The organism is Arthrobacter sp. ASL1 (assembly GCF_056680475.1).
This window is the reverse complement of record NZ_CM155284.1, coordinates 1,324,505-1,344,340: the sequence shown is the minus strand read 5'-3', so window position 1 is coordinate 1,344,340 and position 19,836 is coordinate 1,324,505. Positions and strand designations below refer to the sequence as shown.

Sequence of the window (19,836 nt, the reverse complement as noted above, 5' to 3'; positions counted from 1 at the left end):
CGGCGGAGCGAAGGAGGCCCCCGGGTGGGCAGATTGACCCAACGGCGCCGCATCGTGCGGTATTCGGTGGACGGCGGCCCGCGCGTCCGCGAGGAGACGATGGCCGCGGAGGAACCCCTGGAAATCCGCATGGGCGGACGTGTCTTCAGCGTCACCATGCGCACCCCGGGCGACGATTTCGACCTCGTCGCCGGATTCCTGGTCAGCGAGGGCATCGTCGCCGACCCCGGCGAACTGGCCAGCCTGCGCTTCTGCGCCGGCGAGGACGAGGACGGTCGCCAGACGTTCAACGTCGTCGAGGCCCAGCTGGGGCCCGGCGCCATCATCCCGGACCCCTCCCTGGACCGGCATGTCTACACGTCCTCCTCCTGCGGGATCTGCGGGACCGCCTCGATCGACGCCGTCTCCAAGACCAGCCGCTTCACCCTGGACCCGGAGGCCGGGACCACCGGTGTGCACACCCTGCTCGGACTCGCCGACTCGCTGCGCGAACGCCAGGCCCTGTTCGGCAAGACCGGTGGCGTGCACGCCGCCGGGCTGTTCGACACCGACGGGAACCTGCTGTGCCTGCGCGAGGACGTCGGCCGGCACAACGCGGTCGACAAGGTCGTCGGCTGGGCCCTGCGTGAGGGGCGGCTTCCGCTGCGGGATACCATCCTGCAGGTTTCCGGCCGTGCCTCCTTCGAACTCGTCCAGAAGGCCTACCTCGCCGGGATCCCCGTGCTCAGCGCCGTCTCGGCACCCTCCTCGCTGGCCGTGGACCTGGCCGACCGGGCCGGGCTGACCCTCGCGGCCTTCGCCCGCGGGTCCAGCGTCAACATCTACACCCACCCGAACCGGATCGACACCGATCCGGTACCCACCCAGCTGGCGGAGGCGCACGATGCGCCGTCCCGCCCCCGGCAACAGGAAGCAGGACGGACGTCGTGAAGCGCTCGGCACCCGAACAGGACATCAACGAGGACGCGCTAAAAGTCGGCGCCCCGAAGACGACGGCGGCCGGCGTCAAGGCGGTCATGGTCGCCCTGGAACGCGGCTACGAGCAGGCGGGCGTCAGCCGGACCGTGCGCTCGATGCTGCGGGTGAACCAGCGCGGCGGCATCGACTGCCCGGGCTGCGCCTGGCCCGAATCGATCACCGGTGCCCGCAAGCCGGCGGAATTCTGCGAGAACGGGGCCAAGGCCCTGGCCGAGGAGAACACCACCCGCACCGCGGACGCCGCCTGGTGGGCGGAGCACCCCATCTCCGAGCTGGCCGGCAAGACCGAATACTGGCTGGGCAACCAGGGCCGCATCACCGAACCCATGATGATCCACGAGGGCGAGTCCCACTACCGGCCCGTCTCCTGGTCACGGGCGTTCGCCACCATTGGCGAGCACATCAACGCCACCACCCCGGACCGCTGCGTGTTCTACACCTCGGGGCGCACGGCCAACGAGACGGCGTTCATGTACCAGCTGTTCGCCCGCAGCATCGGGACCAACAACCTGCCGGACTGCTCGAACATGTGCCACGAATCCTCCGGCACCGCCCTGGCCCCGACCATCGGCATCGGCAAGGGAACGGTCTCGCTGGAGGACTTCGAGCACGCCGAATTGATCTTCGTCGTCGGACAGAATCCCGGCACCAACCACCCGCGGATGCTCTCCGCACTGGCCGATGCCCGCCAGCGTGGCGCCACCATCGTCGCCGTGAACCCGCTGCCCGAGGCCGGTCTGCTGAACTTCCGCGACCCGCAGACGGTCGCCGGGGTCGTCGGTGACGGCGCCCGGATCGCCGACGAGTTCCTGCAGATCAAGGTCGGCGGCGATCTGGCCCTGTTCCAGGCGTTCGGGCACCTGCTGTTGGCCGAGGAGGCACGCGTGCCCGGCAGCGTCGTGGACCACGACTTCGTCGCGGCACAGACCAACGGGTTCGACGCCTACACCGCGGCCCGCGCCGACATCGACTGGGACGCCACCGAGGAGGCCACGGGCCTCACCCGCGCCGAGATCACCTCCATCGCCGGGCTGCTCGCGAAATCCAAGGCCACGATCATCTGCTGGGCGCTGGGCCTGACCCAGCAGCCGCACTCGGTGGACACGCTCAAGGAGCTCATCAACGTCCTGCTGCTGCAGGGCAACTTCGGCAAGCCCGGCGCCGGTGCCTGCCCGGTGCGCGGGCACTCCAACGTCCAGGGCGACCGGACCATGGGCGTGTGGGAGAAGCCGAAGGAGGAATGGCTGGCCGCCCTCGACGCCGAATTCGGGATCACCAGCCCGCGCGAGCACGGCTACGACTCGACCGACACGGTCGGGGCCTTCGAAAAGGACGACGTCGATGTCTTTGTCTCGATGGGCGGGAACTTCTCGCTGGCCTGCTCCGACACCGAGGCGCTGGAGGCCGGGATGCGCCGCGCCGGGCTCACCGTGCACATCTCCACCAAGCCCAACCGCTCCCATGTGGTGCACGGTCGGACCTCGCTGATCCTGCCCACGCTGGGCCGTACCGACCGGGACGACAAGCACCCGGACGGGCCGCAGTTCCTCTCGGTGGAGGACTCGATGTCCGTCGTGCACACCACCCAAGGCCGGCTGGCACCGATGTCCCGGCACATGCTGGCCGAACCGGTCATCGTCGCGCGCATGGCAGCGGCGACCTTCGGGGAGGGACACGTCGTGGGGTGGCGGGCCATGGCCGAGGACTACGACGTCATCCGCGACCACATCGCGGCCGTCTGCCCCGGATTCGAGGATTTCAACCGCCGTGTGCGTACCCGCAACGGCTTCGTGCTGCCCAACCCGCCGCGCGACACCCGGACCTTCGCCACGGACATCGGCAGGGCCCGGTTCACGGTCAGCCCGCTGGAGTACCTGAAGGCGCCCGCCGGGCACCTCATCCTGCAGACCATGCGCAGCCATGACCAGTACAACACCACGTTCTACGGGCTGGACGACCGCTACCGGGGGATCTCCAACGGCCGCCGGGTCATCCTGGTCCACCCCGAGGACCTCGCCGAGCTGGGCTACGCCGACCGCGACCTCGTCGACGTCATCTCCACCTTCGCGGGAACCGAACGCCGGGCCAACCGCTTCCGGCTGGTCTCCTATCCGACGGCACGCGGCTGCGCCGCGGCCTACTTCCCGGAGGCGAACGCGCTGGTGCACCGTGGGCTGGTCGCGCGGGAATCGAACACCCCCGGCTACAAGGCCATGACCGTCAACTTCGTGGCGCACACCGCCGAACCCAACCGGGTCTTCGACGAGCGTGAACGCCCCGCAGTCGAGGCGGTCCCCGCCCGGTAGGGGCACGGCGGTGCGCGCCCGGTAGCATGGATCCGGCCCCTTCCCGGGTCGGACCCGATCGACCGAAGGAATGCCGCCGTGAGCATGGACCAAGCCGCCTGGAACTCCCTGTGGAGGATGTCCTCGGGGCAGACCGGACGCCAGTTCGCCCCCGGGACCGTCCGCCGCGTCGTCGGGTTCGCCCGTGGCTACGGCGGGCGCCTGGCCGTCTTCGTCATCCTGTCGGTGGTCGCCGCCGTGCTGGCCGTGGCAACCCCGGTGCTGGCGGGCCGGGTCGTCGACGCGATCGTCGCCGACGGGCCGTTGTCGTTGATCGTGGACCTGGCGCTGCTCATCGCCGCGGTGGCCGTGGTCGAGGCCGGGGTCTCGCTGTGGAACCGGTGGCTGTCCTCGAGCCTGGGCGAGCAGGTGATCTACGATCTGCGCACCGCGGTGTTCGAGCACGTCCAGAAGATGCCGATCGCCTTCTTCACCCGCACCCGCACCGGGGCCCTGGTCAGCCGGCTGAACAACGACGTCATGGGTGCCCAGCAGGCCTTCGCCGGCACGCTTTCCGGGGTGGTGAGCAACATCGTGGCCCTCGTGCTCACCGCCGTCGTCATGTTCGGCACCTCCTGGCAGCTGACCCTGCTCGCGGTGGTCATGCTCCCCATCTTCCTCATCCCCGCCCGGCGCATGGGTTCGACGCTGGCCCGGCTCCGGCGCGAGGCCGCTGACTACAACGCCGAAATGGGCTCGCAGATGACCGAGAGGTTCTCCGCCCCGGGAGCCACCCTGGTGAAGCTATTCGGCCGCCCCGAGGCCGAGGTCGGTGCCTTTGCCGACCGTGCGGCCCGCGTGCGCGACATCGGCGTGAAGACGGCGCTGCGCCAGTTCACCTTCGTCACCGCCTTGACCCTGGTCGCCGCGCTGGCGCTCGCGCTGGTCTACGGCATGGGCGGCGCCTTCGCGCTGACCGGCCAGCTCGAGGCCGGCGACGTCGTCACCCTGGCCCTGCTGCTGACCCGTCTCTACGCTCCCCTGACCGCCCTGGCCAACGCCCGTGTCGAGGTGATGAGCGTCCTGGTGTCCTTCGACCGGGTCTTCGAGATCCTCGACCTGGAACCGCTGCTCGCCGAGAAGCCGGACGCCCGCCAGGTACCGGCCGGGCCGGTCCCCGTGCGTTTCCGCGACGTGCGTTTCGGCTATCCCAGCGCCGACAAGGTCTCGCTGGCCTCCCTCGAGGAGGTCAGCGTGCTGGACACCCGCGGCGGTGAGGAGGTCCTGCACGGCATCGACTTCGAGGTCCCGGCCGGGCAGACCTACGCCCTGGTGGGCTCCTCCGGGGCGGGCAAATCGACCATCGCCCAGCTGCTGGCTCGCCTCTACGACGTGGATGGGGGAGCGGTGGAACTCGCGGGCCTGGACGTCCGCGATGCCACGTTCGCCTCCCTGCGCGAGACGGTGGGGATGGTGACCCAGGACGGGCACCTCTTCCACGAGACCATCGCCGCCAACCTGCGCCTGGCCGCGCCCGCGGCACCCGACGCAGCCCTCTGGGACGCCCTGCGCCGCGCCCGGCTCGACGAGCTGATCCGTTCGCTGCCCGACGGCCTGGACACGATGGTGGGCGAGCGCGGCTACCGCCTCTCGGGCGGCGAACGCCAACGCCTGACCATTGCCCGGCTGCTGCTGGCCGCCCCGCGCGTCGTCCTGCTCGACGAGGCAACCGCCGCGCTGGACTCCACCAGTGAAGCCGCCGTGCAGGCCGCCCTGGTGGAGGCGCTGTCGGGCCGCACCGCCGTCGTCATCGCGCACCGGCTCTCCACCATCCGCACCGCCGACGCGATCCTCGTCATCGAGGGTGGCCGGATCGCCGAACGCGGCACGCATGCCGAACTGCTCGCCCGGGGCGGACGCTACGCGGAGCTCCACCGGACCCAGTTCGCCGCCGCGGGACCCGACGCCGGCACCCACCCGTAACCGGCGGTCCCGGACCCCGGCCTGCGGGCAAACACGCGTCGTCCCGGCTTCTGGGCCCCCGTAGTGCAATCGATATGTAGAATCAAAGACGATGCGCCCATTCGCGGCGCAACGGGGTGCGGCGCGTCGTTGGGGGTGCGCGGGCGGACTCCGACCTCCGTGGCCACAAACGATCTGGAGCATACATGCAGCGCGGCACCAACCTTGGGCGGCTAGGCGACTTCAACCAGGCAGTGATCTTCGCATCGATCAGGCGGGCCATCGACGGCGTCAGCCGCGTCGAATTGGCCGAATCCACCGGCCTATCACCCCAGACGATCTCCAACGTCGTGCGCCGGCTGCTCGACCAGGCACTGGTCCGTGAGGACCGCACCATCGTTTCCGGGCCCGGGAAACCGCGCACCGTGCTGGAACTGGAAGCCAACCGGCAACTCGCCATCGGCATCCACCTGGATCCGGCCCTCATCACCCTGGTGATGCTCGATCTGCGCGGCGAGGTCGTCGCCTCGAAGCGGTACCCCGCACCGTCGGTCGAGGACCCGGAAGGGACTGTGGAACGGATGGCCGAGGCCGTCGAGGAACTCATCGGCACCTCCGGGCAGCTGCGGTCGAACATCGTGGGCGTCGGGGTGGTCGTCCCCGGCCCGATGGACGCGGACGGCGGACATGTCACCGGCCCGCCGCTGCTGGATGGATGGTCCAAGGTGGAGATCGTCAAGCCCCTGGCCAGCAAGCTGAACCTGAACGTCATCCTCGAGAAGGACACCATCGCCGCCACCATCGCAGAGGTCTGGCACGGGACGGACCACGAGGACGAGCAGAACTTCGTGTTCGCCTACGTCGGGGCCGGGATCGGCGTCGGCATGGTCGTCAACGGGGAGATCGTCCGCGGCGTGAGCAACAACGCCGGGGAGATCGGCCACTATTCGGTCGGCGAGGAGACCACGATGTGCTCCTGCGGGCGCAACGACTGCCTGGCGGGCGCCACCTCGTTCGAGACGATTGCCCGCAAGGCCACCGAGGCCGGCCTGGACCTGGGCATCGCCGAGAACGCCGGCGTCTCCGAGCGGGCCGCCGGCATGGGACGCCTGGTGGAGCTGGCCGACGGCGGGAACGCCGTGGCCGTCGACCTGTTGCGCACCTTTGCCCGTCGGGTGGCCGACATGATTGGCCAGCTGGTCAACGTTCTGGACGTCGACCGGGTGGTCTACGGCGGACCGTATTGGGAGCTGATCCGGGAGCACGTGCTGGAGACGGTCGACGAGGTCGTCAACGAGCGCTTCAGTGCCAAGGACGTGCACGGGGTCCGGATCGTCAACTCCGTCCTCGGTCCGGAGGTCGCCGCCATCGGCGGCGGCTGCGCCGTGCTGGACGCGAGCCTGTCACCGAAGCCGAGCGTCCTGCTGCTGGACTGAGGATCCCCGCCGTCACGACCCGGGATGACGTCTCGGATTGACAATCTATTTCCAGTGGAATTAGATATGATGGTTAGTGCTGCGGTAACCAAACTGCCCACCGACACGGCAACGCGAGTCTCAACGGCTTCCGTGCCTGGTGGGGGAACGGCAGGTTGGCGACCACGGGGAGCAGTGCTGGCACGGGTGCCGACGGGCGTCGTGGTGATGCATCAAGGGAGCCATCATCAGGACGCCGGTCGGCACCACTTTTTTATGCCGGCACCGGTCGACGGGATCCGCGGGCACGTCCGCGCGGCGGGCGCCGAACCCGCCATGTGGTGCCCCTGACCGGAATCGAACCGATGGCCTACTCTTTAGGAGAGAGTCGCTCTATCCGACTGAGCTACAGGGGCCGCAGGCCCGGATGCTGCACCCGGGCGAACAGCAACCATCCTAGCGGTAGTTGCAGGCCACGCCGAAAACATGGCGCGCCTCAGGACAGGCCCGCGTCGCTCCATTTCTTGCGGAACGTACGGATGAACGCCGCGATGGCGACCGCCAAACCGGTGGCGACCGTGGCGAAGAGCAGGATCCAGCTGGCCACCGTCAACGCCGAGGCAGTGGCCACGGCCGCGGCATCGACCGGGCCGGTCAGCAGCCCGTCGATGAGCGGGTTGTCCCACAAGTCCACGATCGCGAACGCCAGCGGAACGGCCCACAAGCCCCACCTGAGCCCGCGCCGGGGCACGTGCAGGGCGATCGTCAGCATCGTCACCAGGGACAAGAACAAGGGGAACAACGACCCGGCCGTCTTGTGCACGTAGGAGAGCTGGCCGCGGGCGTCGGCATCCATGTGGGGGCGCAGCTGCTCGATGTAGGACAGGTCGTAGCCGCCGATCAACTGGTCGGGCATCGCCAACCCGCCGGAGAGATCCTGCATCTGGTTCAGCACCACCAGGTGGTAGTACCAGAACAACAGCACCACGGCACCCAATCCGGCCCACAGGATCAGGTTCCCGTTGCCCTGGGCCTGCTCGGGGGTGCGCCCCGTGGTGGTGTTGGCCAGGGCGCTACCCGAACGCGGTGCCGGTCCCGTCGGTTGCCGGCGGGCCGGCCCACCTGATCCGGCTGCCGCCGTCGTTCCCGCGCCCCCGGTGGTGGTGTTCGGGCGGTTGCGGGGCTTCTTGCGGCGCTGCGCGGGCTTCTTGGACATGCTGCCCATTATGCCGCCGGACCCCACCGCCACTGAAAACGCCCGATGCGCGGCGACCGTAGACTGGAGGCACCATGGATTTTCTCTTCGACGACTTTTCCGATGCGCGTTCGCGCCTGACTGCGGACGACGCCGGCGCCACCTCGCTGCCGAATGCCGCCGAACTGCTCGAGGGCCTGAACCCCGAGCAGGAGCGAGCGGTGAAGCATGCCGGCAGCCCGTTGCTGATCGTCGCGGGCGCCGGATCGGGCAAGACCCGGGTGCTCTCGCATCGGATCGCCTACCTGCTGGCCACCGGGCGCGCGCGGCCCCACGAGATCCTGGCGATCACCTTCACCAACAAGGCGGCAGCCGAAATGCGCGAACGCATCGGCGACCTGGTGGGGGAGCCGGCGCGCAAGATGTGGATCTCCACCTTCCACTCCTCCTGCGTGAAGATCCTGCGCCGCGAGGCAACCCACGTGGGGCTGAAATCCAACTTCTCGATCTACGACTCCGCCGACTCGCTACGGCTGATCACGCTGGTGGCCAAGGGGCTGGACCTGGACCCCAAGAAATTCGCTCCCAAGGCGATGCAGCACCGGATCTCGGCACTGAAGAACGAGCTGGTCGACGACGAGGAAAACGCGGCCACCGCCAACATGAACGACCCGTTCGCCGCGGCCGTGGCCGAGGTCTACCGCGGCTACACCCAGCGACTGCGCCAGGCCAACGCGATGGACTTCGATGACCTCATCGGCCAGGTCGTGAACATCTTCCGCGCCTTCCCCGCCATCGCCGACAACTACCGCCGGCGTTTCCGCCACGTGATGGTCGACGAGTACCAGGACACCAACCACGCCCAGTACTCCCTGGTCCGCGAACTCACCGGACCCGACGGCCAGACCCCGGGCGGGGAGCTGACCGTGGTGGGCGACTCGGACCAGTCGATCTACGCCTTCCGCGGCGCAGACATCCGCAACATCGTCGAGTTCGGCAAGGACTACCCCGACGCGGAGACCATCAAGCTCGAGCAGAACTACCGCTCAACCCAGACCATCCTCAACGCCGCCAATGCGGTGATCTCCCGCAATGAGGACCGGCCGGAGAAGCGGCTGTGGACCGCAGAGGGCGACGGGGCCAAAATCATCGGCTACGTCGGCGAATCCGAACAGGACGAGGCCCGCTGGATCGCCGACGAGATCCTGCGCCTGAACGACGACGAGGGCATCCGGCCCGGCGATGTTGCCGTGTTCTACCGCACCAATGCCCAGTCGCGCTCCCTCGAGGAGCAGCTGATGCGCGTGGACCTGAAGTACAAGGTCGTCGGCGGCACCCGGTTCTACGACCGCAAGGAGATCAAGGACGCGCTGGCCTACCTGCGGGTGCTGGTCAACGAGGAGGACGATGTCAACGTCCGCCGGATCCTGAACGAACCCAAGCGCGGGATCGGGGACCGGGCCGAATACGCCATCGCCGCACTGGGCCAGAAGGAGCGCATCGCCTTCACCGCGGCCCTGCGCCGCGCCGACGAGGCCCCCGGGCTGGCCACGCGTAGCGCCAAGGCCGTCGCCGGGTTCGTGAAGATCATCGACGACCTCTCCGTGGTCGCCCAGGGTTCCGGTGCCGCCGCCGCCTTGGAAGCCGTGCTGGAGCAGACCGGCTACTTGGAAACGCTGCGCACCTCCGATGACCCGCAGGACGAGTCCCGGGTGGAGAACCTGGCCGAACTGGTGGCCGTGGTGCGCGACTACGAGCGCGACAACCCCGAGGGGACGCTCGGGGACTTCCTCGAGCAGGTCTCGCTGGTGGCCGACGCCGACTCGATCCCGGCGGCCCCCACCGACGAGGAGGGTGCGCAGATGGCCGAGCAGGAGGGCGTGGTCACGCTGATGACCCTGCACACCGCCAAGGGGCTGGAGTTCCCGGTCGTCTTCCTCACCGGCATGGAACACGGCATTTTCCCGCACCAGCGCTCCATGGCGGACCCGAAGGAGCTCGCCGAGGAACGCCGGCTCGCCTATGTGGGCCTGACCCGTGCACGACGGCGGCTCTATGTCACCCGTGCCGAGCATCGGAGCCTGTGGGGCCAGTCCCAATACAACCCCGCCAGCCAGTTCCTCGAGGAGATCCCCGCCCAGCTGCTCGAGTGGAAGCGCGAAGGGGTCGGGCGCTCGGCTCCAGGTGCCTTCGGTTCCCGTGACTTCTCCACCAGCCGGTACGACAGCGGCTCCTACTGGGGCTCCGGTTCCGGTGGTGGCCGCCGCTCCGGCGACGCCGAATCCGGTTCGCTGCGCACCACGCCGACGGCCAAGGCCGTCGGGCGCGTCCAACCGCAGAAGGAGGTCATCGCGCTCTCGGTCGGCGACAAGGTAGCGCACACCAGCTTCGGCGAGGGGGTGGTCCTGGCGCTCGAGGGGGCAGGCGACAAGACCGTGGCGAAGGTGAAGTTCGCCGCCGAGGAAAAGCGCCTGCTGTTGCGTTACGCGCCGCTGGCCAAACTCGGCTGACCGCCACCGGCCGGGGCGCTCACGTGGGCCGGACCGGCACGAACGAGGGGGCTGTAGTTTCTGCCCGCACGGCCCCGGGTGGAGGTATCGACAGGCGAAAACCCCCGGTATGACGGCCCAGGATGTCTACTCGTCGTAGAACTGTGCTCTTGCTCACGAAAGCGATAGCCTTGGCAGGGCATCCGCCACCCAGGGACTAAAGTTCCCTTTGGAGCCACCGGGCCAACACGAGCCGTGCTCCGAGTCAGAAACGACTTCGACGTAGAAGGACACACCCGTGGACCTGTATGAATACCAGGCGCGCGATATGTTCGAGCAGCACGGTGTCCCCGTGCTTGCCGGCATCGTTGCCTACACCCCTGAAGAAGCCAAGGCTGCCGCCGAGAAGATCGGCGGAGTTGTCGTGGTCAAAGCCCAGGTCAAGGTCGGAGGCCGTGGCAAGGCCGGCGGCGTCAAGGTCGCCAAGACCGCCGACGAGGCGTTCGAATACGCCACCAACATCCTCGGGATGGACATCAAGGGACACACCGTCAACAAGGTGATGATCGCCCAGGGCGCCGACATCGCCGAGGAGTTCTACTTCTCCGTCCTGCTGGACCGCTCCAACCGCAACTACCTGGCCATGTGCTCCGTCGAGGGCGGCATGGAAATCGAGGAACTCGCCGTCGAGCGTCCCGATGCCCTGGCCAAGGTCACCGTCGACCCCGCAGTGGGCATCGACCAGGCGAAGGCCGACGAGATCGTCGCCGAGGCCGGCTTCGCCGCCGAGCTGCGCGCCGACGTCGCCGCGGCAATCATCAAGCTCTGGGACGTCTTCGTGAAGGAAGACGCCACCCTGGTCGAGGTCAACCCGCTGGTGCGCACCGGCGCCGGTGACATCGTCGCCCTGGACGGCAAGGTCTCGCTCGACGAGAACGCCTCCGAGGTCCGCCACCCCGAGCACGAGGCGCTCGAGGACAAGGGCGCTGCCGATCCGCTCGAGGCCAAGGCCAAGGAATCCGGCCTGAACTACGTCAAGCTCGACGGGCAGGTCGGCATCATCGGCAACGGCGCCGGACTGGTCATGTCCACGCTGGACGTCGTCGCCTACGCCGGCGAGAAGCACGGCAACGTCAAGCCCGCCAACTTCCTGGACATCGGCGGTGGTGCCTCGGCCGAGGTCATGGCCGCCGGCCTGGACGTCATCCTCAACGACGAGCAGGTCAAGTCCGTGTTCGTGAACGTCTTCGGCGGCATCACCGCCTGTGACGCCGTCGCCAACGGCATCGTGAAGGCCCTGGAAATGCTCGGCGCGAAGGCCACCAAGCCGCTCGTCGTCCGCCTCGACGGCAACAACGTCGACGAGGGACGCAAGATCCTGGCCGACGCCAACCACCCGCTCGTGACGCTGTCCACCACCATGGACGAAGGCGCCGACAAGGCCGCCGAACTGGCGAACGCCTAAGGACCAGGGGAAAGAAAACATGTCTATCTTCATCAACAAGGACTCCAAGGTCATCGTCCAGGGCATCACCGGCGGCGAGGGCTCCAAGCACACCGCCCGCATGCTCGCGGCCGGTACCCAGGTCGTCGGTGGCGTCAACGCCCGCAAGGCCGGCACCACCGTCACCCACGGTGACGTGACCCTGCCCGTCTTCGGTGCCGTCTCCGAGGCCATCTCCGAAACCGGCGCCGACGTCTCCATCGTCTTCGTCCCGCCGAAGTTCACCAAGGACGCCGTCGTGGAGGCCATCGAGGCCGGCATCGGCCTCGTCGTGGTCATCACCGAGGGCGTGCCCGTGCAGGATGCCGCCGAGTTCTGGGCCCTGGCCCAGTCCAAGGTCGACGCCAACGGCAACCAGGTCACGCGCATCATCGGCCCGAACTGCCCCGGCATCATCACCCCCGGGGAATCGCTGGTCGGCATCACCCCGGCCAACATCACCGGCAAGGGCGGCGTCGGACTGGTCTCCAAGTCCGGCACCCTGACCTACCAGATGATGTACGAATTGCGTGACCTGGGCTTCTCCACCGCCATCGGCATCGGCGGGGACCCGGTCATCGGCACCACCCACATCGACGCGCTGGCCGCGTTCGAGGCGGACCCGGACACCAAGGCGATCGTCATGATCGGCGAAATCGGCGGCGACGCCGAGGAACGTGCGGCCGAGTACATCAAGGCCAACGTCACCAAGCCGGTCGTCGGCTACGTCGCGGGCTTCACCGCCCCCGAGGGCAAGACCATGGGCCACGCCGGCGCCATCGTCTCCGGTTCCTCCGGCACCGCGCAGGCCAAGAAGGAGGCCCTCGAGGCCGCCGGAGTGAAGGTCGGCAAGACCCCGTCGGAGACCGCGCACCTGCTGCGCGAGGTCTACCCGGAGCACGCCGAGGCCTCCAACCTGTAGACCGCACCGCCGGCCCCTGGCCGGTACCGCGGACGGAAAGCGGCACCCACCTTCAGCACGAAGGCGGGTGCCGCTTTCAGTTTCCGGGTGTTCACCGCTCGGGTGCGGACTGCGGCAGGGACGCCCCGGAGAAGTATTCCGGGTGCCGGCGGTTCGCCCCGATGAGCAACAGCAACCCGACCGCCAGGATGCCGATGCCGACCACGAATACCAGCCCCACGCCGAAGACCTCCGAACCCGACCCGTAGGACGGGTCCCAGCTGTCGATCGCCGTCTGCAGGAACACCGCGGTCAACGCGATTCCTCCCAGCAGCGGGGCCAGGAAGCGGAAGGTGAAGTTGCGGACGGTGCGGAACGCGGTGTGGCGGAAGTACCAGACGCAGGCAACCGCCGTCAGCCCGTAGTAGAAGCAGATCATCATGCCCAGCGCCAGGATCGTGTCGTTGAGGACGTTCGTGGACAGGACCCGCATCAACGCGTAGAAGGCCGTCGAGACGCCGCCGGAGAAGACCGTGGCGAAGACCGGTGAATACGACCGCGGGCTGATCCTGGCGAACCGCTTCGACAGTGCCCCGTGATGGCCCATCGCCAGCAGCGATCGGGCCGGGGAGATCATCGTGGACTGCAACGAGGCCGCGCAGCTGGAGAGGACCGAGAGCGAGAGCAGGATTGCGAAGGGCCCCATGACCGGGGAGGCGAGTGCGGCGAAGACGTTCTCGGCGTTGTCCGGGTTGCCCAGGCCGGTCCCCGTGTCGCCGGTGCCGGCGAACATCACGACGGCGATGGATCCGAGCAGGTAGATGGCCAGGACCACGACTGCGGTGAAGCCCGCGGCCAGTCCGGAGGTCTTGCCGCCGTTTTTGGTCTCCTCGTTCATGGTCAGGCAGACGTCCCAGCCCCAGAAGGCGAAGATCGACAAGCTCAGCCCGACAGCGAACGCTGAGAACGAGCTGATGTGCATCGGGTTGAACCAGTCCCAGCTGAAGGCCAGGTGTCCCGGCTGGGTCGAGGCCCTAGAGATCCCGGCGATGACGAACCAGGCCAGGACGACGACTTGGAATCCCACCAGCAGGAACTGCACGGTCCGCGTGGTGTGCAGGCCTCGGCAGGAGACCCAGACGGCCAGGCCGACGAATGCCAGGCAGGTGGCGATGTTCACGGGGATGTTCTGCGCCAGCGAGGCGAGCTCCGGACGCCCGGTGACCTGGGAGATCAGCAGGTAGAAGAAGTCGACGGCGACCCCGGCCAGATTGGAGAGCACGATGATGTTGGCCGCCAGCAACCCCCAGCCGCCCATCCAGCCGATCCTCGGCCCGAAGGCCTTGGACACCCAGGTGAAGGTGGTCCCGCTGTCCGGGGTGTCGGTGTTCAGCTCCCGGTAACCCAGGGCCACCAGGAACATGGGGATGAACCCGATGATGAAGATCGCCGGCAGGTACGGGCCGATGGCCTGTACCGTCGGCCCCAGCGATGAGGTCAGCACGTAGGCCGGGGCGATCGTTGACACGCCGATGAGGATGGCGGCGCCCAGTCCGATCTGGCTGGCGGCCAGTCCCTTGGACGTGCCTTCGCTGCCCGGAACGGTGGTGCCGTGCGTGGCCGGGTTGGTTCCGGTATTGGTGGTCATGGTTGTCTCCGGATCGCTGCTTGTTGCTGGGTGATGCAGTGGATGCCGCCGCCCCGGGCGAAGAGCTCGCGGGCGTCGACGCCGATGATCTCGCGGCCCGGGTAGGCGTCGGCGAGCACCGCCAGGGCCTCGTCGTCGTGGTCGTCGTCGAAGGTGCAGGCGATCACGCCGCCGTTGGTGACCAGGTGGTTGAGGTAGCTGTAGTCGACCCAGCCGGTGTCGTCGCGCAGTGTGGCCGGGGCCGGGACGGCGATCGCGCGGAGCGGGTTCCCGGCTACATCGGTCGCGGTGCCGAAAAGCGTACGGAGTTCGGCGCTGAGCTCGTGGTCAGGGTGGCCGGGGTCGCGCTGGTCGTGGTAGAGCACCACACCGGGAGCGGGGAAGGTGGCGACGATGTCGACGTGGCCGCGGGTGCCGAACTCGCCGTTGTCGCGGGCCAGGCCGCGGGGTAGCCAGATGACCTTCCCGACCCCCAGGAGGCGGGAGAATTCTGCCTCAATGTCGGCCTTCGTCGCCCCCGGGTTGCGCTGGGGGTCGAGCTGGACGGTCTCAGTGGCCAACGCAGTGCCGGCGCCGTCGACGTGGAATCCGCCGCCCTCGTTGACCAGGGGTGAATCGATCAGCGGCACACCGGTGAGCCCGGCGACGGCTGCAGCGATGCGGCTGTCATGCCCCCAGGTGGCCCACTCCTGTTGGCCCCACCCGTTGAAGATCCAGTTGACCGCGGCCAGGTTGCCCGCTCCGTCGTGGACGAAGGTGGGGCCGATGTCGCGCATCCAGGCATCGTCCAAGGCGCGCTCGACGATCTCCACCGCGTCGCCGAGGTGGCGGCGGGCCGCCGCCCGGGAGGCGGGGTCGACCAGCATGGTCACCGGGGTGAAGCGGGCGACGGCCCGGGCGACATCGGCCCAGCAGGCCCGGGCGGCCTCGGCGTCCGCCTCGGTGTCGCCCAGCGTGTAGCCGGAGGCGGGGAAGGCCATCCAGACGCGGTCCTGCGCCGTGGTCTCGGCCGGCATCGTCCAGCCCATCTCAGGCACCCCGCACGGGAGCGGCCAGTGCCGCGTAGGTGTCCGGGCGGCGCGTGCGCAGGAACGGGAAGAGCTGCAGCCAGTCGCGGCGCTGGTCCAGGTCGATCTCCGCGACCAGGACGGCGGACTCGTCGCGCGGCGCCTGGGCGAGGATGCGCCCGTAGGGGTCGCAGATGAACGACGAGCCGTAGAAGGTCAACGACCCCTCGTTGCCGAAGCGGTTCGGGGCGGCCATGAACAGCCCGTTGGCGATCGCGTGGCCGATGATCGTCTGCTGCCACAGCGGCTGGGTGTCGAACCCGGGGTGGTCCGGTTCCGAGCCGATCGCCGTCGGGTAGGCCAGCAGGTCGGCACCGGCGAGTGCGTAGCTGCGGGCGACTTCGGGGAACCACTCGTCCCAGCAGGTCGGCAGGCCCACACGCAGCCCGTCCATGCCCGGCGGCGTGTACACCGGGTACGGGTCGGACGCCGGCCCGGGACGGAAATACAGGTCCTCGTGGTAGCCGGCGGTGACCGGGATGTGCAGCTTGTGCGTGGCGGCCTGCAGGGTGCCGTCGGCCCCGACGAGAATGGCGGTGTTCAGGCCCAGCCCATCGCCGGTGTCCGCGCGTTGGTAGAGCGAGGCATGCACGGCGGTCCCGTGGCGGCGCGCGGCCTCGGCGGCGAAGGCGAAGGTGGGGCCGGATTCGAGGTCCTCCGCGGCGTCGACCGGGATCCCTTCCGGCCGGGTGTCGGCGGGATAGCGGGAGAGGGTGAGCTCGGGCAGGAAGACGACGGCGGCCCCGTGGCCAGCGGCGCGGGCGATGCCCTCGTCGAGTTCGGCCCGCAGCGCTGCGGTGTCGGGCTGCCATCGGTGTTGGACGAGTGCGATGCGGCGGGTGCCGCGGTCGGGTGCCTCGATGCGGCAGGGCGGGGTCGGGGACGTGGTGTTGACGATTTCCAGCATGGCCGGTTCCTTCGACGTGACGACAGTTATATGAATGGGGTTCGTTTAGAAGTATGACCTCGGTCACGGCCCGGCGCAAGACCTAAAGCGAATTACATTCGTTTTCTTGTGGAAGGGCTGCCATACTCGGTTCCAGGAGCCGGACCGCGGCCCGGGACGCGAGGAGAAGACATGGCCCGCCCGACGACACCGAAACTCAGCCGGCCCGGCATCGCCGCCGCCGCCCTGGACCTGGTGGACCGGGCCGGCGAGTTCACGATCCCCGGGTTGGCCGCCGTCCTGGGTGTCAGCCCGTCCTCGCTCTACAACCACATCGGATCCAAGGCCGACATCGTCGAACTGATGCGCCAGGTGGCGATGTCGGCCGTCGCCGTCCCGGGCATGGATGACGACGATGGGGCCCCGGCAACGGGGGAGGGGCCCGGCTGGCGCGGCACGCTGCGGACGATCGCGATCGGCTACCGGGACTCCTACGCCCGGCATCCGCGGCTGATCCCGCTGCTCACCGCCTACACCGTGCGCGACCCCACCACGCTGCGCGTCTACGACGCCATGGCACGTGCACTGGCCGCCGGCGGGTTCGACCCGGCTGCCCGGCTGCGGGCCGTGACCATCCTGGACTCCTTCATCCTCGGCTCCGCCCTCGACGCGGCAGCGCCCGCCGTGGTGTGGGAGGCCGACGAGGCCGCCAGCGACGAATTCACGCAGGCCCTCGCCGCCGGCCTGGACGAGCCCGACCGGGCGCGCCGGACCTTTCTGGAGGGGTTGGATCTGATCCTCGACGGGTGGGCCGCGCGGGCGGAGGCGGATCGTTCTACGCTGGAGGTGTAGCCCGGCATTCCGGGCTCGTCCCGCCCAGTTCCCAGGAGCAACCGCCCATGCGCGCCACGATGATCCACGCTGCCTATGACATCCGCGTCGAGGACCGTCCCGCACCGGTCATCCGGCACCCCGGCGACGCCGTGGTCACCGTGGCCGCCGCCTGCGTTTGCGGTTCCGATCTCTGGCCCTACCGCGGGGTGCGCGAAACCAGCGCCCCGCATCCCATCGGCCACGAATTCGTGGGTACGGTGACCGAGGTCGGCGCCGAGGTCACCACGCTGGCCGTCGGGGACTTCGTGATCGCCCCGTGGGCCAACAGCTGCGGAATATGCCCCGACTGCCGCAACGGCGTCCAGGTCGCGTGCCGGCACCGGGCCATCTGGGGTGGCCAGGACGAGAACGGGTTGGACGTCGACGGCGGCCAGGGCGAAGCCGTCCGCGTCCCCAACGCCGACGGCAGCCTCGTCGTCGTCCCCGGCCTTGCCGACCCGGATGAGAAGCTGCTCAAGAGCCTGCTCGCGCTCTCCGACGTCATGGGCACCGGCCACCACGCCGCCCTGGGTGCCCAGGTTGGCCCCGGGCGCAGCGTCGTCGTCGTCGGGGATGGGGCCGTCGGGCTCAGCGGCGTGCTGGCAGCCCGGCGTCTGGGTGCCACCCGCATCATCGCCATGTCGCGGCACGAGGACCGGGCCGCGATCGCCCGCGCGTTTGGCGCCACCGATATCGTGGCCGAACGCGGCCAGGCGGCCGCCGGGAGGGTCTCCGAACTGCTCGGCGGGGTGCTGGCCGACTCCGTCCTCGAATGCGTCGGCACCGCGGAGTCGATGGACCAGGCCCTGGGCTGCACCCGAGCCGGCGGGGCGTTGGGCATCGTCGGCGTCCCCGCCGGGGGAGCTGAACTCCCGATCGGGGTGCTGTTCTCGAAAAACATCACGGTCGCCGGGGGTGCCGCCCCCACCCGGAAGTACATCCCCGAACTGCTCGAGGACGTGCTCGCCGGCACCATCGACCCCGGACTCGTCTTCGACGCCGTCATGCCGCTCGAGGACGCGGCAGAGGCCTACCGGGCGATGGACGAACGTCGGGCCACCAAGGTCATGCTCGTCCCCCGCGGCCAATGAAAGTTATGGCCACCGCTGTCGTCTCGGGGCTCCGGAAGGGTAGCCTCTGGGGGGTTCCGGCAGCCGCACCGATGGGGTTGTCCAGCGGTTGAGCGCCGCCCGGGGCCCGAGCTTGAGGGCGCCGCCAGACGGCGCCCCACCAGAGGAGCTGCATGAGCGCACAACCCCACAGTCCGGACCTGAAGACCCGCGATCTGGACGATCCCTATGCCCTGAACGCCCGCGACGTCCAGGAACCGCCCGCCACCTGGCGCGGCCGCTTCAGGTTCCTGGGCCCGGGCATGATCACCTCGGCCGCCGTCGTCGGCTCCGGTGAACTCCTGACCGCCACGACGCTGGGCGCCGAGGTCGGCTTCATCCTGCTGTGGTTGGTGCTCGCCTCCACCTTCCTGAAGGTGTGGGTGCAGATCGAGTTGGGCCGTTGGTCCATCTCCACCGGCAAGGTCGCCGTGACCGGCTACGACGAAGTCCCGCCACGACTGGGCAAACGCGGCTGGATGGCCTGGCTCGTACTGCTGATGTTCGTCCAGTTCCTCACCAGCCAGGCGGGCGTCATCAGCGCCTCGGCCTTTGCCTTCTCGGCGCTCATGCCCATCGGCGGAGACCCGTTCTCCGTCCTGTCGATCGGCACGTGGGTCGCCATCCTGGTGGCCATCGCCATCGCCATCCACGTGGCCAACAAGTACACCGTCGTCGAGGGGCTTTCCACCGCGCTGGTCATGGTCATCGCCGTTTTCGCCGTGGTCATGGTCTTCCTCATCCAGGGCACCGAATTCGCCTGGTCCGCCGGCGACATGCTCGAGGGCATGCGCTTCCAGGTGGCCGTCGGGTCCATGGGCGTTGCCCTGTCCATGTTCGGGCTCACCGGCGTCGGCGCCGGGGAGATCACCGCCTACACCTACTGGTGTGTCGAAAAGGGCTACGCCGCTTGGTCGGGGAAGAACGACGGATCCGAGGCGTGGGCGAAGCGGGCCCGCGGATGGATCTCCGTGATGAAGCTCGACGCCTGGGTCTCCTGGGTCATCTACACGGTCTCCACCGCCGCCTTCTACATCCTCGGCGCCGCGGTCCTGCACCCACAGGGCATCGTCCCCCAGGGCGACGAGGTGATGGGCACCATCGCCAGCATCTTCTCGACCGAGGTCGGGCAGTGGGGCGCCGTCGTGTTCCTGGTCGGCGCCGGCCTGGCCCTCTTCAAGACCATCATCGCCAACGTCCCCTCGCTGGGCCGGCAGGTCGGCAACACGCTCGCCGTCTTCGGCGCCTTCGACTGGAACAACCAGGTCCAGCGCGACCGCTGGATGCGCGTGATCATGGTCGTACTGCCGATCATCTGGGGCCTGTTCGGCACCGTCGTCTCCTCGCCACTGGCACTGGTGGTCCTGGCGGGAATCCTCAACGCGGTGTTCCTCATGGGCGTCGCCGCGGCGACGATCTATCTGTCGCACCGCCAGACCGACCCGTTGGTGAAGGACGGCAAGGTCTTCACCGTCCTGCTCGTGCTCTCCGCGCTGGCCATCTTCCTGGTCGGCGTGCTGGGCCTGGCCAACATGTTCTGATCCA

The 19,836-nt window shown here is 68.9% G+C and carries 14 protein-coding genes and 1 tRNA gene; 10 read left to right on the top strand and 5 right to left on the bottom strand.

Annotation, left to right across the window (positions count from 1 at the left end):
* Positions 1-24 precede the first annotated feature (24 nt).
* The 4 genes from fdhD (at position 25) to AC1MEQ_RS06300 (ending at position 6,661) form a co-directional block, all read left to right on the top strand.
* On the top strand, positions 25-930 hold the full coding sequence (fdhD, locus tag AC1MEQ_RS06315; protein WP_479794979.1) for a formate dehydrogenase accessory sulfurtransferase FdhD: 906 nt from the start codon (positions 25-27) through the stop codon (positions 928-930).
* Positions 927-3,284, top strand: a complete 2,358-nt coding sequence (locus AC1MEQ_RS06310; protein ID WP_479794977.1) for an FdhF/YdeP family oxidoreductase — start codon at positions 927-929, stop codon at positions 3,282-3,284. The genes fdhD and AC1MEQ_RS06310 overlap by 4 nt, the downstream gene beginning before the upstream one ends.
* A 78-nt stretch (positions 3,285-3,362) precedes the next feature.
* Entirely contained in the window at positions 3,363-5,246 is a 1,884-nt protein-coding gene (locus AC1MEQ_RS06305; RefSeq protein ID WP_479794975.1) for an ABC transporter ATP-binding protein, read from the top strand.
* A gap of 185 nt (positions 5,247-5,431) precedes the next feature.
* Positions 5,432-6,661 (top strand): ROK family transcriptional regulator, encoded by a 1,230-nt coding sequence (locus tag AC1MEQ_RS06300; protein ID WP_479794973.1) that lies wholly within the window; start codon positions 5,432-5,434, stop codon positions 6,659-6,661.
* A gap of 318 nt (positions 6,662-6,979) precedes the next feature.
* Here the strand turns inward: AC1MEQ_RS06300 and AC1MEQ_RS06295 are convergent.
* Together AC1MEQ_RS06295 and AC1MEQ_RS06290 are read right to left on the bottom strand one after the other, a co-directional pair.
* A tRNA-Arg gene (locus tag AC1MEQ_RS06295) sits at positions 6,980-7,056 on the bottom strand.
* Between the two features lie 80 nt (positions 7,057-7,136).
* Positions 7,137-7,856 (bottom strand): hypothetical protein, encoded by a 720-nt coding sequence (locus tag AC1MEQ_RS06290; RefSeq protein WP_479794971.1) that lies wholly within the window; start codon positions 7,854-7,856, stop codon positions 7,137-7,139.
* Positions 7,857-7,930: 74 nt separating this feature from the next.
* On the opposite strand from AC1MEQ_RS06290, the gene pcrA reads away from it, so the two are divergent.
* The 3 genes from pcrA to sucD all read left to right on the top strand — a co-directional run bounded on the left by pcrA (position 7,931) and on the right by sucD (position 12,729).
* Positions 7,931-10,345 (top strand): DNA helicase PcrA, encoded by a 2,415-nt coding sequence (gene pcrA / locus AC1MEQ_RS06285; protein WP_479794969.1) that lies wholly within the window; start codon positions 7,931-7,933, stop codon positions 10,343-10,345.
* Between the two features lie 277 nt (positions 10,346-10,622).
* Positions 10,623-11,789 (top strand): ADP-forming succinate--CoA ligase subunit beta, encoded by a 1,167-nt coding sequence (gene sucC, locus AC1MEQ_RS06280; RefSeq protein ID WP_479794967.1) that lies wholly within the window; start codon positions 10,623-10,625, stop codon positions 11,787-11,789.
* Positions 11,790-11,808: 19 nt separating this feature from the next.
* Positions 11,809-12,729, top strand: coding sequence for a succinate--CoA ligase subunit alpha (sucD, locus tag AC1MEQ_RS06275; protein WP_479794965.1), 921 nt, complete (start codon positions 11,809-11,811; stop codon positions 12,727-12,729).
* Between the two features lie 91 nt (positions 12,730-12,820).
* Here the strand turns inward: sucD and AC1MEQ_RS06270 are convergent, their stop codons facing one another.
* From AC1MEQ_RS06270 to AC1MEQ_RS06260, 3 genes are read right to left on the bottom strand one after another with little or no spacing between them, the layout of a single operon-like run.
* Complete coding sequence (locus AC1MEQ_RS06270; RefSeq protein WP_479794963.1) at positions 12,821-14,356, bottom strand: APC family permease; 1,536 nt, start codon at positions 14,354-14,356, stop codon at positions 12,821-12,823.
* Positions 14,353-15,384 (bottom strand): agmatine deiminase family protein, encoded by a 1,032-nt coding sequence (locus AC1MEQ_RS06265; protein ID WP_479794961.1) that lies wholly within the window; start codon positions 15,382-15,384, stop codon positions 14,353-14,355. The genes AC1MEQ_RS06270 and AC1MEQ_RS06265 overlap by 4 nt, the downstream gene beginning before the upstream one ends.
* Before the next feature lies 1 nt (position 15,385).
* Entirely contained in the window at positions 15,386-16,330 is a 945-nt protein-coding gene (locus tag AC1MEQ_RS06260) for a nitrilase-related carbon-nitrogen hydrolase (protein ID WP_479794959.1), read from the bottom strand.
* Positions 16,331-16,501: 171 nt separating this feature from the next.
* Between AC1MEQ_RS06260 and AC1MEQ_RS06255 the strand changes: the two genes are divergently transcribed.
* From AC1MEQ_RS06255 to AC1MEQ_RS06245, 3 genes are all read left to right on the top strand, one after another.
* Entirely contained in the window at positions 16,502-17,161 is a 660-nt protein-coding gene (locus AC1MEQ_RS06255) for a TetR/AcrR family transcriptional regulator C-terminal domain-containing protein (RefSeq protein WP_479794957.1), read from the top strand.
* Positions 17,162-17,208: 47 nt separating this feature from the next.
* Positions 17,209-18,273 carry a zinc-binding dehydrogenase gene (locus AC1MEQ_RS06250; RefSeq protein ID WP_479794955.1) on the top strand — a complete coding sequence of 355 codons (1,065 nt, stop codon included), beginning with the start codon at positions 17,209-17,211 and terminating at the stop codon, positions 18,271-18,273.
* A gap of 152 nt (positions 18,274-18,425) precedes the next feature.
* On the top strand, positions 18,426-19,832 hold the full coding sequence (locus AC1MEQ_RS06245) for an Nramp family divalent metal transporter (RefSeq protein ID WP_479794953.1): 1,407 nt from the start codon (positions 18,426-18,428) through the stop codon (positions 19,830-19,832).
* The last annotated feature ends 4 nt before the right edge of the window (positions 19,833-19,836 follow it).